The 15,630-nt window shown below is 52.9% G+C and carries 18 protein-coding genes; all 18 read right to left on the bottom strand.

All coding sequences use genetic code 11. The features are described 5' to 3' along the window. Window positions 1–3: 3 nt before the first annotated feature. The 18 genes from Q5911_RS05215 to Q5911_RS05130 all read right to left on the bottom strand — a co-directional run bounded on the left by Q5911_RS05215 (window position 4) and on the right by Q5911_RS05130 (window position 15,622). Window positions 4–312, bottom strand: a complete 309-nt coding sequence (locus Q5911_RS05215) for a V-type ATP synthase subunit F (protein WP_076780452.1) — start codon at window positions 310–312, stop codon at window positions 4–6. A 1-nt stretch (window position 313) separates the two neighbouring features. Beyond that, the gene (locus Q5911_RS05210) at window positions 314–751 is read right to left on the bottom strand and encodes an ATP synthase subunit C (RefSeq protein WP_281724958.1); all 438 of its coding nucleotides are present in this window, start codon (window positions 749–751) and stop codon (window positions 314–316) included. A 2-nt stretch (window positions 752–753) separates the two neighbouring features. Continuing rightward, entirely contained in the window at window positions 754–2,706 is a 1,953-nt protein-coding gene (locus Q5911_RS05205) for a V-type ATP synthase subunit I (protein ID WP_303181494.1), read from the bottom strand. Next, window positions 2,703–3,749 (bottom strand): V0D/AC39 family V-type ATPase subunit, encoded by a 1,047-nt coding sequence (locus tag Q5911_RS05200; RefSeq protein WP_087174821.1) that lies wholly within the window; start codon window positions 3,747–3,749, stop codon window positions 2,703–2,705. Before Q5911_RS05200 ends, Q5911_RS05205 begins: the two co-directional genes overlap by 4 nt. 3 nt (window positions 3,750–3,752) lie before the next feature. Then, a complete protein-coding gene (locus Q5911_RS05195; RefSeq protein ID WP_191383862.1) occupies window positions 3,753–4,064 on the bottom strand; it encodes a hypothetical protein in 312 nt (103 codons plus the stop codon). Window positions 4,065–4,199: 135 nt separating this feature from the next. Continuing rightward, complete coding sequence (locus Q5911_RS05190) at window positions 4,200–4,631, bottom strand: hypothetical protein (protein ID WP_076780443.1); 432 nt, start codon at window positions 4,629–4,631, stop codon at window positions 4,200–4,202. 54 nt (window positions 4,632–4,685) lie between these two features. Further along, a complete protein-coding gene (locus tag Q5911_RS05185) occupies window positions 4,686–5,834 on the bottom strand; it encodes an aryl-sulfate sulfotransferase (RefSeq protein WP_303181489.1) in 1,149 nt (382 codons plus the stop codon). A gap of 74 nt (window positions 5,835–5,908) precedes the next feature. After that, complete coding sequence (locus Q5911_RS05180; protein WP_303181487.1) at window positions 5,909–6,814, bottom strand: hypothetical protein; 906 nt, start codon at window positions 6,812–6,814, stop codon at window positions 5,909–5,911. A gap of 24 nt (window positions 6,815–6,838) precedes the next feature. Further along, window positions 6,839–7,633: a bifunctional hydroxymethylpyrimidine kinase/phosphomethylpyrimidine kinase gene (thiD, locus tag Q5911_RS05175; RefSeq protein WP_226394419.1), complete on the bottom strand. Its 795-nt coding sequence runs from the start codon at window positions 7,631–7,633 to the stop codon at window positions 6,839–6,841. Continuing rightward, window positions 7,630–8,298, bottom strand: a complete 669-nt coding sequence (locus Q5911_RS05170; protein ID WP_303181485.1) for an HAD family hydrolase — start codon at window positions 8,296–8,298, stop codon at window positions 7,630–7,632. The genes thiD and Q5911_RS05170 overlap by 4 nt, the downstream gene beginning before the upstream one ends. A gap of 29 nt (window positions 8,299–8,327) precedes the next feature. Continuing rightward, the gene (gene thiE, locus Q5911_RS05165; RefSeq protein WP_303181483.1) at window positions 8,328–8,957 is read right to left on the bottom strand and encodes a thiamine phosphate synthase; all 630 of its coding nucleotides are present in this window, start codon (window positions 8,955–8,957) and stop codon (window positions 8,328–8,330) included. Beyond that, entirely contained in the window at window positions 8,944–9,795 is an 852-nt protein-coding gene (gene thiM, locus Q5911_RS05160; protein WP_331591810.1) for a hydroxyethylthiazole kinase, read from the bottom strand. The genes thiE and thiM overlap by 14 nt, the downstream gene beginning before the upstream one ends. A 55-nt stretch (window positions 9,796–9,850) precedes the next feature. Continuing rightward, window positions 9,851–10,783, bottom strand: a complete 933-nt coding sequence (locus Q5911_RS05155) for a SufB/SufD family protein (protein ID WP_076780435.1) — start codon at window positions 10,781–10,783, stop codon at window positions 9,851–9,853. 44 nt (window positions 10,784–10,827) lie between these two features. Further along, window positions 10,828–11,550 (bottom strand): ABC transporter ATP-binding protein, encoded by a 723-nt coding sequence (locus Q5911_RS05150; protein ID WP_076780433.1) that lies wholly within the window; start codon window positions 11,548–11,550, stop codon window positions 10,828–10,830. Next, a complete protein-coding gene (locus Q5911_RS05145; RefSeq protein ID WP_303181480.1) occupies window positions 11,543–12,526 on the bottom strand; it encodes an AraC family transcriptional regulator in 984 nt (327 codons plus the stop codon). The genes Q5911_RS05150 and Q5911_RS05145 overlap by 8 nt, the downstream gene beginning before the upstream one ends. A gap of 160 nt (window positions 12,527–12,686) precedes the next feature. Next, window positions 12,687–13,232 (bottom strand): phosphodiesterase, encoded by a 546-nt coding sequence (gene yfcE / locus Q5911_RS05140; protein ID WP_226394422.1) that lies wholly within the window; start codon window positions 13,230–13,232, stop codon window positions 12,687–12,689. Next, the gene (locus Q5911_RS05135) at window positions 13,229–13,822 is read right to left on the bottom strand and encodes a hypothetical protein (RefSeq protein WP_226394423.1); all 594 of its coding nucleotides are present in this window, start codon (window positions 13,820–13,822) and stop codon (window positions 13,229–13,231) included. Before Q5911_RS05135 ends, yfcE begins: the two co-directional genes overlap by 4 nt. Before the next feature lie 153 nt (window positions 13,823–13,975). Next, window positions 13,976–15,622: a glycoside hydrolase family 43 protein gene (locus Q5911_RS05130; RefSeq protein WP_303181477.1), complete on the bottom strand. Its 1,647-nt coding sequence runs from the start codon at window positions 15,620–15,622 to the stop codon at window positions 13,976–13,978. Between the last annotated feature and the right edge of the window lie 8 nt (window positions 15,623–15,630).

The raw sequence follows: 15,630 nt of genomic DNA, 5'->3' as shown, positions 1-15,630 counted from the left end.
TATTTATAGTTTCAGCCCGATAGCTTCCGTAATGTAGGAAGTGATAAAGTCCTTGCTCCGGCCGGTTCCGTGCCTGTCGGGTATCTCTACGAGCAGGGGCATCTTCCGCTCCAAGCGGAACTGGTCGATCATGTCCGGGAACTCCCGCCCCAGCTTCTCCGTAAGGAGTACTATGCCCACCGTCTTGTCCTGCAGCGCGTCCTGGAGGGCCTGGTACAGCTCCTCCCTCTCGTGCACCACCACGCCGTCCACGCCGGCAAGACGCATACCCGTGTAGGTATCCACATTATCACTGATGAGATACATTTTCATACTACAACTGCCCCAGGATCATGAAGGAGATGATCAGCCCGTACAGGCAGACACCTTCCGCAAGACCTACAAAGATCAGCGACTTACCAAGCACGCTGGAGTCCTCACTGATGGCTCCCAGAGCTGCGCTGGCAGCGCTGGCAACGGCGATACCGCCGCCGATACAGGATAAACCGGTAACCAGTGCGGCTGCGATATAGCCAAGTCCTGTGGCGTTGGACGCTGCTGCCTCAGCGGCGGCGTCCGCAGCCTGCACGTCTGCTCCCTGGAACATCATGATGCTGCCGATGATACAGGCGCCAAAGAAGAAAAATATATTGACTGCAAGGGCCGCCTTATAGCGCCCTTTCTTTTTCTCCCCCAGAAGATAGTACCCGAAGGGGATGATGATACTTAAGATCAGTGCTGCAATGAGAATGAGTCTGGGTGCAAGAGTCATAATTAAGCTCCTCCTTTATTTTTATTCTTTTTCGTCTTGGTATATGGGTCAAATGCCCGTCCGCTTCCCTTGTAGAAACGGCTGAACATTTCATAGTATTCCAGACGGAGAACCTGGATCCCGACCACCAGGCCTTCCATCAGACACACAAACAGGTTGCCCAGAACGATGACCGCCCAGTTGGGGGCTCCCGCCTCCGCGCCGGCCAGCATCAGCACCACCTCCATCATGGCGGCGTGGCTGACTGCAAAAGCGCCGATACGTACAAAAGACAGTGTGTTGGAAAAATAGCTCAGCAGTGTCTCGAACAGTTCAAAAAATCCTTCCACGAAAAACATGGCTTTGCTTTCTTCCATTTTCTTTGCCTTCTTCTTGATCCTGTTTGTCAGCGGCTCCTTGAAAAGGATCAGAAGCAGCGGCACACCGAACATCACTGCCATGACAATGCCTGCGGGCATGCCATGTCCCGTCATAAAAAGGACGATCACAGCCACCACCGAGGCGTAGAACACAAGTCCCGCCACGCCGTTGGCGTCAAACCAGGCCCCCGCTGTGTCGTGATCCCGCAGGGCGTTTATGATGTGCAGGATCATGGCCACAATAATGAGAGCCATACCAAAGGCCACCGCCACAATGAACACAGTGTTCAGCTTGCCCACAAAGGGGAGGGTGGTCATATGGTCAATGGGCCGCAGCCACAGTGGTTCTATAATATCTTCAAATCCGAAGACGCTTCCAAACATAAATCCGAAGATGGTGGAGAAGATCCCCGCTGTGGCAATGATCCCGGCCAGAGGGGCCTTCTTGAAATGATAGATCAGCGCTCCCGCAATGACAAGGAGCAGCCCCTGCCCCACATCCCCGAACATGGCTCCGAAGATAAAGGAATAGGTGATCCCCACAAACACGGTGGGATCCATCTCGCCGTGGGCCGGAAGTCCGTACATCCGCACAAACATTTCAAAAGGTTTGAAAAGCTTCGGATTTTCCAGCTTGGTTGGGGGCTCTCCAAAATAGCTGTCATGGTCGTCTTCCACCACGATGAAGATCTTGTCATCGTCCTTTGACTCCTCCATAAATTTCTCCACGTCATCGTCTGCCATCCAGCCGCACAGGATATAGTAATCTTCCTTTTTATCCGCCACCCGGGCCGCCATCTTGCGCACGTCAAAGTTGTGGGCCAGCTCTTCCAGCCTGTCTCTTGCCGCCACAAGGCGGGGAGCTTTCTCCCCCAGCATCGCGGCAGCTTCCTTATCTATATCGTCCATCTCTTTCTGGATGTCATAGATCTGCTGCGCCAGCTCACGGCTGGCCTGCTCCGGAGTTCCTCTGTACTCTGCCGGAATATCGATCCTCTCAAAATGCAGGGAACGGAACACAGCATCCACCTTCTGTGCCTCCCCGGGGGACACGAAGTAAGCGCCGTACACGCTTGTCGCATCCTGCTGCCCTTTGACGAAAATGGCTCCCAGGTCGTTCATCAGATATTTTTCCATCTTCTGGTACTGTTCCGCCGGCAGTTTCCCGAACCGGCAGGTAATGTACCGGAAAGAAAGGATCCTGCCAAGGTCCCCATCCATAGGGCGGAAGGGCTCGATGACCTTCTGCTTTGCCTGCAGTTCATCCTGCTTTCTTTTCAGCACATCTTTCCTGGCCTGGAAGGTAAGGTACTCCTCATTTGTGGCCCGGATCAGCTCAAAGATGTCATCCAGTCCCATGGATGTGTCCGGAGCAATCTTCTCCGGCTCATTCAGATAGCTCACATACTGCTGGGCCTTTAAAAGAGCGTCCCGGTAAGGATTGATTTCCACAAAAGGTCTTAAGTTCTCCACAGTTTTCAGCTCCGTAAGAGCTGACTCAAGCTGGATCTCATACCTGGACAGATACAGATCCATCACCCGGTCAATGTCATCCCGCGGCCCCGATATATTGATAAATTTCATTTTTACGATCATAGCTTGCGACCTCCCACATACTGCAGCGTCTCATCGGGAGAGACTCCGTAGCGGACGCACTCCATAGCTGTCGTCAGCTTCTCCAGTTCCTGCTCCTTCATAAAAAGATAGGTGTTGATGCAGGCAATGGAGTATGGATTGCTCCTCCTGTCCGTTATATAGAGATAATAGAGACAGTCCGCATACATCTTTTCTATCGTCAGCTGGTCCGTGAAGTGATAATGTCTCGCATAGGACGTCTTCGACACAGCGCGCTCAAAATCTTCCATCGTCTCCGCCTCCACCATCTCCTGCACCAGCTCTGTCCGCAGCTTATAATGGATGGGGATGAGCAGTGCATATATATCCGCCGGTTCCAGGCTGAAATATTTCTTGGCCCGGTAGATCCACTGGATATTCAGAAGATTGATCTTGGATCCGCAGTCTCTCGTAAATATCTCCAGTTCCTTGTTCTTCAGCACCTTTTTCCTGCTCTTCCACATGGATGTGAAGTAGTACAGGTTCAGGGCCAGGTCATAGTCAAAGAGAGTCACTGCCTGTCCGTCCCGGAGCTTTTTCAGTGTTCCGTAATACTCCGTATCCCTCAGGTTCTCGATGACCTCATCCGTTGTCCTGGAATGGATCAGCTTTTCAATGGAGATTTGAGAATATTTGTCGAAAAACGGCTTCTTGTAATTCAGATCAAAAGGCTCCTTGTAATGGTTGATGACAATTCGCAGGCAGTAGTTGATCAGAGCAACCTCGTACCGCTTCAGATACAGCCGCAGGAATTTTCTCTGCTCCAGGCTGCAGAAACGGTAGATCTTCGTATAGTCATGATATAGGGACAGCTCCAGAAGCTTTTCAATATTCCCTCTGTGGATCAGCCCCGGATCCAGGTTCTCCAGAACCTCTTTGTAAGTGGAATTCTGGATCAGCCAGGAGACTACCTCCGGCACACTCTTCATGGCTGCGATCTTTTCAAAATCCTCTTTCCAGAGAAGCTTCGCCTCCATGGCCCTGACCTTTGTGGCGATCCCGCTGTAAGCAAGTAAATTCCCCATAAGCTACACCTCTGTCATGCGGGCCAGTATCTCCTTGGCATATCTGGTATGATTTGCCTCATACTCCTGTTTAAGGAGAGCTATGGAGCCCTGGCTTCCCTCCATCTGTCCGCCAAGAAGTCTCTTCTTTTCCTCCTCCAGCTCGTCCCGGATGGCCTGCAGTTTCTTCTCTGTCTCCTCCTCCAGTTCCCTGTCAAAGGCTTTTTTTCTGTCTTCATACTCCCTGTCCAGCTCTGCCTTCTGCTCCTGAGCATGAGCCACAATGGCAGAGGCTGCATCCTCGATTTCCGTTAATCTGCCGATAACTGAGTCCATAGAAAGCCTCCTTTTTGTACGAAATGCCAATTTACTCTAATGATACACCTTTTGAAGAAAAAATCAATCACTTTCAGCAATATTTCAGCATATGAAAATAGCACTGATCTCATGTCTGAAATCAGTGCCTTTTCCCTATAAATATACTTTCAGATCCTTTGAAAATTGTTCTTCCAGCTTCACCAGCTTCTCCGCCAGGGAACGGCTCTCTCTGGATGCCTCCTTGTACCTGTTCTGTGCCTCTGTAATCCCCTGGATCCCCATATTGCAGCCGTCCATAAGAAGCTTTGCGATCTGGCTGCCGCTCTCGTCTATCAGAAGTTTGACATTGGTAGTGATCCAGGACATGGCCGAGACGGCCAGCCCGGCCTGGGGCTCCTCTTCACCTTCCTCCGCCAGAAGCCTGTCCGCTTCCCTTTCCAGATCTCTGTGCTTTTTCCTGTATCCGCTGACCAGCTCCTGCATCTTCCTGTCCTTTATATGCTCCCGTATCTGATCAATACTTTCTGCAGCCATCTTGCAGCCTTTGCTGCATTCTTCCAAAAGTTTCCTTGTCTGCTCACCCATACGTCCTTGGCCCCTTCCTGGTATATTTGCTTTTACTGCTGCAGATAGTATGGGTTAAAATTCGTATTTATATACTCTGTATATGAAACTTTCCTTTTCCATGGTGAAGGATCTGATCAGGTTATTCTCGCTGTCATACTCTCCCCAGACACCCTGCATGCCGCTGTCAGCCACCACATTGTCACCGATCTCCTGCACGCTGCTGACGTAGCCGGAGTAGGGAAGCTCGAAGCTTTCCACCAGCTCATAGCTGCCCGACGTCTCATCCACCAGATATTTATAATAGTAGGATGTCGTGCCGTCCACAGCTTCACTCTGGATACCATCTATAACGCTCCAGTCAAAATCAGGCCGGGTCTCGCTGACGCCGATATTGTTGTTAAACATATAAAGGTAATACTGTCCTTCCGGCAGGCTCTCGTCTTTCACATAGGTGATGGAGTGCTGCCCGCCCTGGCTGGCGAAATCCCCGCTCTTTTCAAGCACCAGATCCGCCCATTCCGTGTCTGCCCAGACAGCGGGATCGCTGATCATATACTCCACAGCAGGCGCACTGTAGAGATCTTTGATCTTAATGATAGAGGAGGTCTCCCTGGAGCTGAGGAGCACCTGTCCGTCTCCCATCCACTGGATCGTGTTGATGTGCATCCAGTCCAGATCTCCGTCGCTGTTCTCCACGCAGGTCTCCTTGTATGCGCCGAACAGGTCCCTCAGATCCAGCACTTCATCCACAGTTCCGTCTGTGACATTCAGCCGGACCATCACATCCTCCACACTGTCCTGCTCCGTGTCCGTGGCAAGGATCAATATATTTCCGTCATCGTCAAAGACATAATCGTGATGCAGCTCATACTGGCCTAAATCATAAACCGCAGTGATCTGTCCCATCCCATCCATCCTGGCAAGCTTTGTCTCGGATATGCTGAAGTACATGTCCTCCTCTGAGAAAAGGAGACGATGGCTGCGGTAGCCGATAATGGGGATCTCGCCCCGGAGAATACCATTATTGTCATAATAGTACATAAAATCCAGCCCATCGCTGTCATTTCCAAGGACTACATAGAGCCCCTCCTCCAGCTCCTCCTCTGTCATCTCTTGTCCCTGTCCGGCGCTTTCCTGTTCCTGTCCTTCCTGCGTTCCGCATCCGGCGAAGCATACCGCCAAAGTCAGGACAATGCCTGTAAATACTGTTTTTCTCCGCACATTAAAATCCTCACTTTCCGATCTCTATTATACAACCGGAAACGTGAGGATTTTTTGTTCAGTCTGTGTAAATTTTATGATTTTTCTATGTCTTCCACCTGCTCTGGCGGCTCTTTCCGTTCTTCTTCTATCGCTTCCTCCTCTATGGCCTTCTCAAGATAATCGCATTCTGCCTTCTTGGGCCTTGGGATCAGCCTGGAGGCAAACTTCCCCTGCCATCTCTTCTTTACGTAGAAATAGCCTATGAAAGAGAAGATCACAGCTCCCACAAAGTTGACGAAGAGATCCTCCATGGTGTCATTGAGGCCGATATCCAGATACCCGCCAAGGCCCAGACTTTCCCCGTTCACCGCCGCATCCGTGATATCCCGGATAATGACCGTGTGGTTGCCTCCTGTGGGGTCCAGCATGACCGTACTGATGGTGTGCAGCACGGTGTCCTTCTGCATATCCAGCAGAAAGAACTTATCCATGGCAAACTCAAAAAACTCCCACACAACGCCGATGGTCATGGAAAAACAGAAAGCCACAATGGACACAAAGACCGGCGAGAGCTGGATGGAAAATCTCTTATTCCGGTTCAGTATGTCCACAAGGGAAAATCCAATGGCTGCCATCAGAAACCCGTTCATAGTGTGAAGGATGGCATCCCACTGGGGAATACGTATGTAATAGGCCTGAATCTCACCTAAGATCTCCGCCGCAAATATAAATAGCAGCAGGATGATCTCCAGTCCGGTGGGCAGCTCGATCTTCAGATTGACCTGTATGAAGCTTGGCACAATGAGAAGCGCCAGCGTCAGCGCACACAGGAACACATTCTCAAAATTTCGGTTAAATATCTGCAGGATCATCATGACAATGACCAATGCTCTCAGGATCACATAGACTATAAAAGAACTCTTATGCTCCCGTATCTCCATGTGAAGAGCCTTTCCCATGACTCTCCAGCGTTTCTTCCACCGTTTTTCCTTTTTCATATCTATCTTCTCTTTCTGCCGCTTTTAAAGCTTTATCTCCGGTATGGCCCAGCCGTGATCCATGGGGCCGCTTCCCTTTCCAAGATCCAGTCCCGCCCGCAGAGCGCCGGAAATATAGGCCTTGGCCCTGCGGATACTCTCCTCCATGGAGTACCCTTTTGCCAGGTTGCTGGCAATGGCTGAGGACAGGGTGCATCCTGTCCCGTGTGTATTGGGATTGTCAATCCTCTCCCCCCGAAACCAGGTTGTTTCTCCTTTATAATACAGAAGATCATTGGCATCGCTGATCTGGTGGCCGCCTTTGATCAGCACCCCGCCCTGGTAGAGTTCTCCAAGACGCCTGGCCGCATCTTCCATCTCCTTCTCCCCGCTGATCTGCTGATCTGTCAGAGCCTCCGCCTCCGGAATGTTGGGCGTGATCACCGATGCAAGGGGAAGAAGCCGTTCCTTGAGAGCCTCCTGGGCCTCTTCCTCAAGGAGCCTGCTGCCGCTTGTGGAAACCATCACCGGGTCCACCACAATGTTGCGGGCCTTCCACTTCACAAGGCTGTCCGCGATCACCTCAATGAGCCGTGCCGAGGACACCATGCCGATCTTCACCGCATCCGGAAAAATATCCTCAAATATACAGTTCAGCTGATTTTCCAGAAATTCCGGCGAGGCCTCCATGATCCCATAAACGCCTGTGGTATTCTGGGCTGTCAGAGCTGTGACAGCGCTCATGGCGTAGACGCCGTTGGCCTGCATTGTCTTCATGTCCGCCTGGATGCCCGCGCCGCCGCTACAGTCACTCCCGGCTATGGTGAGTACACATTTCATTTTTCGATCTCCTTCATCTCTCTATAATCTGTGATATACACATCTGCCGCTGCCCGGATCTGCTCCATCTCCTCCGCGGCGGACGCATCTTCCATGGCAACAGTGTAAAATCCCGCCTCCCTGGCATTCTGTATCCCCTTCAGGATATCCTCAAATACGATGCAGCTGCCCGGCTTCGTTCCCAGCCTATCTGCCGCCAGACAGTACACCTCCGGCGTGTCTTTGCCGTGAGGCGTCTCCGAGGACAGGGCAAAGGCGTGAAAATAATCATAAATACCGTTATGTTTCAAGGCCGCCTCAAAGAGAACCGGCTCCGAGGATGTGGCCGCGGCGATCTTCACTCCCACTCTGTGGAGATATTCCAGATACTCCGCTGCGTGAGGCTTAAGCCCGATCTCCCGCTCGTACATTCCTCTTGCCAGGGCAAACCACTCCTCCATGATGGCCGCCTCGCTCTCCTCCATGGCATACCGCTTCTTTGTGTAGGCAGCTGCCTGGGGGAAATTCATATTGGTCAGTGCCTTCAGATAACTCTCCTCAATGGGAAGCCCGTGCCGGGTCAGGAACCTGCCATCCACGCTCTCCCAGATCCACATGGAGTCCAGGATGGTTCCGTCCAGGTCAAACACCGCGCCCTCCCACATTTTCCCGTTGTATTTTATCATCTTCCGGTTCCTCTCCTGTCCTTCTCTTTTCAGCTGCGGAAACCTTCCGACAACTCCCGGGCTGCCGCCTCTATGTCCTCCGCCGCGATCACAGCGGACACCACGGCCAGGCCGTCGATGCCGATGCCTTTAAAGTTCTGATAGGTCTGCTGGTTGATGCCGCCGATAACCACAATAGGAAGGTCAACACTCTCCCGTATCTTAAGGAGCTCCTCCCGGGAAGTCACATCTGCGTCCTCCTTCGTGCTGGTGGCGTACATGGCTCCCACGCCCAGGTAGTCCGCCCCGTCCGCAGACGCCCGGACAGCCTCCTCCACGCAGCCGGCGGAGACGCCTACGATCTTGTCCGGCCCCAGTATCCTTCTGACTTCCCCGGCCGGCAAATCGTCCTGTCCCACGTGGACACCGTCTGCGTCCACCGCCAGGGCAATATCCACCCGGTCGTTGATGATAAGGGGCACCTGGTACTTGTCAGTGATCTCCTTGATCCTCTTTGCCGTCTCATAAAACTCCAGGGACGTACAGTCCTTCTCCCGCAGCTGCACCACCGTACAGCCGCCTCTGACTGCCTGTTCCACCGCTTCCTCCAGGGTGTCCGTGCTCATAAGCCCCCGGTCCGTGCATAGATACAATGTATAGTCAATCTTATCTTTCTTCAATCTTCGCTCTCTCCCTTATGATTTTTTCATTCAGATTTCCCACAGCGTCAAGAAGCGCCATGTGAAAGCTGCCGCAGCCTATGTGTCCCGCTTTCTCAAAAGCCAGCTCCCCGGCAATACCCATGGCAGCCAGGGCCGCGCTGACTGCTGTGAGCGGATCTTTTCCTGCACCGGCAAAGGCGCCGGAAAGGGCGCTGGTCATGCAGCCGGTCCCGGTGACTCTGGCCATCAGAGGGGTGCCTCCATGGATCCGGATCACCCGGCTTCCGTCTGTCACCACATCCACCGAGCCTGTGACAGCCACTGTGCAGCCCAGTCTCTCCGCCGCAGCCAGAGCCGCCTCTGTCCTGTCCCTTCCCTGGTCCGCCTCGGACACGTCTACTCCCTTTTCGCAAAAGTCCAGCCCTGCCGCAAAAGAGATCTCCGACACATTGCCCCGCAGGATGTCCACCTTGACTTCTCTGATGATCTGCGCCGCCATCTCTCTTCGGAGGCAGGATGCGCCGGCTCCCACCGGGTCCAGGATCACAGGAATCCCCGCTTCATTGGCGCTCTTCCCGGCCCGGACCATGGCCTCCAGCTTTCTCCTGGAAGGCGTACCCATATTAAGGACAAGGGCAGATGCGGACGCAGCGATCTCCCCTGTCTCCTCCGGGTCATCGGCCATGATGGGGGACGCTCCGATGGCAAGGAGGATATTGGCACAGTCATTAGCTGTCACATAGTTGGTGATACAGTGGACAAGGGGCCGTTTCCTCTGCAGCTCTTCCACCAGAAGAGCCGCACGGACGGCCATGCTCTCTGCTTTATTTTCCCGTTTCTTGTCCTTCTCTGTCATAGTCCCGCGCATCCTGTTCTCCTCTCCGCTTTCATCCTGCTTTTCCTTTTTTACACTAATTCAGGAAGGCCTCCACGATCACGCCCTCGGCCTCCTCCTCCGTCATACCAAAGGTCCTGAGCTTGATGAGCTGCTCGTTGTTGATCCTTCCGATGGCCGCCTCATGGATGATGGCTGCGTCCAGATGACGGGCATCGATCTCCGGAATGGAGCGCACCTGCGCTTCGTCCATAATGATGGAATCGCACTGGATGTGGGCGTGGCATTTGGCCTCTCCCACGGCCCTGGGATGGAAGACCTGTGTGGAATTTCCCTTTGCCACAGATCTGGAAATGATCTGCGCAGAACTGTCCTCCCCTCTCATGTACACGGCCATATTGGACTCTGCCTTCTGCCTGTCATGGGTCATCAGCTTCTCCACCACATAGAGCTTTGCGCCTGCCCCCATGGTCACCTCGGTCTCCCGGACTGTGGAGTCCACGCCTCTGATCTGAGCTGTGTCCAGTGTAAATACGGATTCATCCTCCATATAGATCCTGGTCACCGGGTTCAGAACGCGGGCTCCTGTTCCTTCGCCCTCCCCGTAGTGTTTTTCTTCGTAGCGCACATTGGCGCCTTTCCCTACATGGAAGGCATGGATGCCGTCATGCCGGCTCTCATTGCAACCGCTGTTATGGATACCGCATCCTGCCACGATGGTGACATCCGCGCCATCCGCAATGTAAAAATCATTGTAGACAATGTCCGTCATTCCGGAAGTACTCACTACCACAGGAATGTGTACCTGCTCTCCTTTTGTATTTCCGTCAATGTACACATCGATTCCCGGCTTGTCTTCCTTTTTCTTGATCTTGATGTGCTCCGTGCTTCCATGGCACAGGGAAACTCCGTTCTGCCTGAGATTGAAGGCGCCTTCCTGCTTGAAACCGGAGCCGCTGTCTATCTGTCTTAACACCTGTTCTGTGATCTTGTCCAATAATGCTGGCATCTGTCATCTTCTCCTCTCTTTATGCTTCTCGCTCTGCTGCCGGCTTACTGCCGGTCCATGCATGTGCAGGACGGCTCTTCCCTCAGAAGTGAGGGGAGCACTTCCTCCCTGGGACCGATATTCTTGATCCGGCCGTCGTCGATGACCATGATCCTGTCCGCCATGCGGATGATCCGCTCCTGGTGGGAGATCAGGATCAGCATCTGGTCTTTCTTTTCATGGATCCGCTCAAACTGCTGTATGAGCATGGAAAAGCTCCACAGGTCGATCCCCGCCTCCGGCTCGTCAAAAATGCACAGCTTGTGGCTCTTGGCAAGTACTGTGGCGATCTCGATCCTCTTCATCTCGCCCCCGGACAGGGTACCATCGATCTCCCGTTTCAGGTACTCTTTGGCACACAGTCCCACGGCGCTCAGCATCCGGCAGGCCACCTGCTCCGGAAGCTGCTCTCCCGCTGCCAGGCAGAGCAGACGCTCCACAGTCATGCCCTTGAACCGTGGCGGCTGCTGAAAGGCAAAACCGATCCCTGCCTTGGCCCGGTGATCTATGTCATAATCGGATATGTCCTCTCCGTCCAGGATGATCTGTCCTGCATCCGCCTTCTCGATCCCCATAAGCACCTTTGCCAGAGTGGATTTACCGCCCCCGTTAGGCCCTGTGATGACCAGCATTTCTCCGTTCTCCACGGTAAAGCTGATATCTTTTACGATGCTTCTCTCCACCCCGTTTTCGTTCACTTTAAAAGTCAGGTTCTTCACTTCAAGCATGTTCCTGATCTCCTTTCTTTTGCTGCATATTCAAGTACAGTCCTTCCGCTTCCCCTGCCTCGCGCACCAGTTCCCGGTATTTTCCCGGCGAAACGCCGGCGCTCTCCCGGAACCGCTTCACAAAGTAGCTCATATTGTTGAACCCACAGGAAAAACAGATCGCTGTGATACTGTCATCCGTTGTTTCCAGCTGCCGCATGGCCTGTCTGATCCGATAGCTGTTCAGATAACTCTTCGGGCTCTGCCCTGTGATCTTCTGAAAGCACCTGAAACACTCTGTCCTGCTGATATGCACCTGTGCTGCTACATCCTCCACCGTGATATCTTCGCTGTAGTGTTCCTGTATAAACTGCAGAATCTTCCGGGCTCTCTCCTCATAGACGATCTCGCGGGATGTCTTTTCCTCTGCATCCTGCTCTCTGGCACAGTTTCTGATGAAAATCTCCCACGCCTGGGAAAGCTGGTTTCTGAGAGTCATCTCTGTCAGCCATCCGTCCTCCCTGCTCAGGCAGTAGATCCTGCGCAGACAGACCAGCAGCTCCTCCTGCCAACCGCCGGTGCGGCGCAGCGGCTCCCCGCGCATCCTGGCATCTTCCATGACCGGTTCAATGAATTTGCGGAAGATCAAGTTCTCCGTTCCCCCGGAAAGGAACTGGGGAAGAAAGACAATGGATATGCTCTCACTGTCCTCACATTTTCCCAGAACCCGGTACATGTGGAGCACACCAGAGTTGATAAAAATCCCCTCCCCTGCTCCGATCCTGTACCTTTTTTCATTCAGCCCGCACTCCAAAGATCCCTTGAGGGCCACCGTAAACTCCATCTCAGCGTGGCAGTGCCAGTCCTCAAGATAATCCCGAAAATGAGAGAAATCATTATAATATACCTGAAAAGGGAACTCTCTGGTCCCGTGCTCCTGTATCTCACACATCTTCTGATCCACCAGGATCTGGCCCTGGCTGCGCAGATAGCTCACGTACGTCCCCTCCTTCATCAGTTTTGGTACAAATGTTATATGAAATACTCTGATTCTGACAAACACTGGATAATTCCGGCACTATAATTATATAGGATGTGTCCGGCATGTCAAGTGACCCCGGGGAATTGCACAGTACTGTACCAAAAAAGCAGCGCCGCTACAGCGCTGCCTTTCTGTAAGTCTCTCCTGTCTCCACATCTTTCCAGAAAAAAACACCATCCTCAAGCACCATGTAACTGTGAGCACTGTTCTCCTTCGGGATCGACACAGAGCCCGGATTGATATAGTATTTCCCGTCAAACTCCTCCAGTACCGGCACGTGGGTGTGACCGTGCAGGAGCACATCTCCCTGTTTCAGCATCGGCGGATTGGCTGTGTTGTGCTGGTGCCCGTGAGTCGCAAAGATCATCCGATTCCCTGCGTACAAAATGCAGTAATCTGCCAGGATCGGAAATTCCAGTACCATCTGGTCCACTTCCGTGTCACAATTGCCGCGGACACACAGGATCTCCTCCTTCATCTCATTGAGCATGGCCAGCACCTCTTTCGGCGCGTACTCACGGGGCAGGTCGTTCCTTGGGCCGTGATAGAGGATGTCTCCCAAAAGCAGCAGCTTATCCGGCTTCTCCTCCCTGTATCTCTCCAGGAGGCTCCGACAGTAATAGGCGCTCCCGTGTATGTCTGATGCGATCAGTATCTTCATTTCCTGTTCTCTCCTTCTTTCAGCTTGTCATATATTTTGTCTACGTCATAATCCGGGGCATAGTCCGCGGCGGCTTCGCAGATGAGACGTATCTTTTCCTCCGGCTCTTCCAGTGCCTCAGAAATCTCAGACACCCCTTTGTTTTTTCCCAGCTTCTTACACACAACAGAAATAATCTGCTTCTCCGCCCCGGCTGCAAGTCCTTTTTCTTCCGACTCCCGGAGTTCATCTGCAAACAACTCTCTCAGCGCTTCGCACATATTTTTCTCCTCCTTTACGTTCTCCCAGTTGGCCCTGATAATGAGGTCCATGGCAGCCTGATACCACCTGGAATGGCTGTGCTCTTCATAGCGTTTCATCAGTTCCTCAATCTCGTTTCCCCTTTTCAGATTTCCTCTTAAATGCTGCATCCAGTAGTTATTCTCCGGTGACAATCGGGGCGGGATCAGAAGCTGCATGGGAACGGGATCCCCCTCCAGATAGTAGATCCCCTCCTCTATCCTTCTTACCTTGATTTTCCGGACCTCTTCCAGCTCGATACGCAGGGCAGCGGCAAATGCCGGAGAGTAACCGGCGTTCTTCTTTGACACGGCAGACGCCGCATGAGAATATGAGAAAAATAATGCCTGCAAACAGAATAGCATACTTCCCCCGCCGCCGCAAGAATATGTGACATAAAATTTTCTCATTAAAAAGAGCAGGGCGCTGTCCGCGCCCCGCCCGCATGTCTTATATCTTATGTCTTAGTCAACCGGCTTTGTCTCGTCCGCGATATACTCGAAGAAATCAAAGTCCGCACAGTGCTGATGTTTCACTCTGTCCGCGCAGGTCAGGCCCACCATAGTGCCTGTGAACTCCCCGTACTGACAGTACTCATCAGAGAATTTCGCCGTGTCAAAGATCCGGCCGATCTTTGTGTACGTCTCCCCGTCATAGCTCCACTCGAACCAGGATTTTCTTCCCTGGATCCAGAGACGCAGGTAGATGGGACGGTCCTCCACCGGGATCCTTGTGTTCAGAAACTCTGTCTTCACGCCGTTTTCCAGGTGGATGATAGACAGGGCGCTGCCTCCCAGAGTCTCGCTGTAATATTTGCGCAGGTTAATGTAGTTCATATTGTCGTAGTAGAGGATAAGTCCCGCGCTGTGCTGGTGCACTTCCGGCTGGAATTCCATCTTTGTGGTGATCCGTGCGTAGACGCTGGTCAGCTTTCTGGCAAGGATGCTGACCTTGTTAAGAGATGTCCTGGACTCCTGGCCGCGGAGACGCACCCAGCCCGGACGGGCCTTCACATCTGCAAAGCGCCAGGGCATGATCCGGGGCGCATAGTACCAGTTGCCCAGCTCGCCGCTGTCGAAATCGTCAAAGTCGGGCACTTTTGGAAGCGGGCACTGCGGCAGAGAGCTCTCCTGTGTCTCCTCCTGGGCCAGGTTGCTGCCACTGTCCGTCCTAAACCATCCATCATCGGTCCACTTCATCTTCTGGATAGCTGTCTCACGCCCCAGCGTGCAGCACAGTTCCGGCACAAAGGGCCTGGAAGTATGGTACACCATATACACCTCTCCGTCCGGTGTCTCCACGTAGCTGCCATGTCCGGCTTTCTGCAGGACAGAGTCGGGATTGTAGTATTTAGGCTTCAGATGATCCGGGTTGTGCCTCTCATAGGACTCTCCCGGCACGGAGGTGAGAATGGGATTTGTGGGATCCTTCACATAGGGGCCCCACACGTTTTCTGACCGTCCCATGGTGACACAGTGATTGTAGCCCGTACCGCCCTCCGCGCACATAATATAGTAATAACCGTTCCGCTTCGTCAGATGAGGCGCCTCGATGCAGCCTCTGTCCGTGCCGCCGTTCCAGATCCGCTTCGGATAGCCTATGATCTCTTTCTTCTGCGGATCATATTCCACCATACAGATGGCGCCCGGCTTTTCGTATCCTTCCCTTGTCTCCCACTCCAGGGCCACCACATATTTGCGGCCGTCATCATCATGGAAAAGGGATGCGTCAAATCCCGAAGAATGGAGGTACACAGGCTCGCTCCACGGACCTCTGATATCCTTTGCTGTGATGAGGAAATTATCCACATCAAAGTATCTGGCGTTCATGGAGTTCATGACGCCGTACACCACATAGAAAAGATCTTCCTCCTCACAGTAGGTCAGACAGGGTGCCCACAGGCCTTTTGCGGAGGGGAGTTTCTTCAGATCCACCTTCTCGTCGTCGGTGATCACATGAGTGTAAAGCTCCCAGTGTTTCAGATCGCGGGAATGATAGACGGGAAGCCCCGGCATCCACTCGAACGTGGATACTACGAGATAGTAGTCCTCCCCTTTTCTGCATATACACGGATCCGGATTAAATCCGGGAATGATTGGATTTGTTATCATGTCTTTCT

The sequence above is a fragment of the Lachnoclostridium phocaeense genome, assembly GCF_959599685.1.
Lineage (GTDB): Bacteria > Bacillota > Clostridia > Lachnospirales > Lachnospiraceae > Claveliimonas > Claveliimonas monacensis.
The sequence above is the reverse complement of the archived record's forward strand: the minus strand, read 5'-3'. Positions and strand labels throughout refer to the sequence as shown.